The following is a 236-nucleotide window of genomic DNA, read 5'->3' as shown; positions in this document are numbered from 1 at the left end:
GCGTGGTCCGGAAGATACCGAAGTTGAAATTTCGCGCTGGCGTCATGCGGTCGTTAATTTTCCGCACCCTTTATTGATGCAGGGTCTGGTGATTCTGGACACACCTGGCTTGAATGCCATTGGTAGTGAGCCAGAATTGACGCTCAATTTGATTCCTAATGCCCATGCGGTTTTGTTTGTGCTGGCTGCCGATGCCGGTGTGACCAAGTCGGATATCGAGGTTTGGCAGGAGCATA

Annotated in this window: 1 protein-coding gene; it reads left to right on the top strand. The window is 51.3% G+C overall.

Annotation, left to right across the window (positions count from 1 at the left end; translation table 11 throughout):
* Nucleotides 1-236, top strand: a 236-nt coding sequence (locus ACZ3HG_RS24870) for a dynamin family protein (protein ID WP_465335217.1), incomplete at both ends; no start/stop codon positions are given.

Source organism: Erwinia sp. PME.40.26/001, from assembly GCF_055556675.1.
The sequence above is the reverse complement of the archived record's forward strand: the minus strand, read 5'-3'. Positions and strand labels throughout refer to the sequence as shown.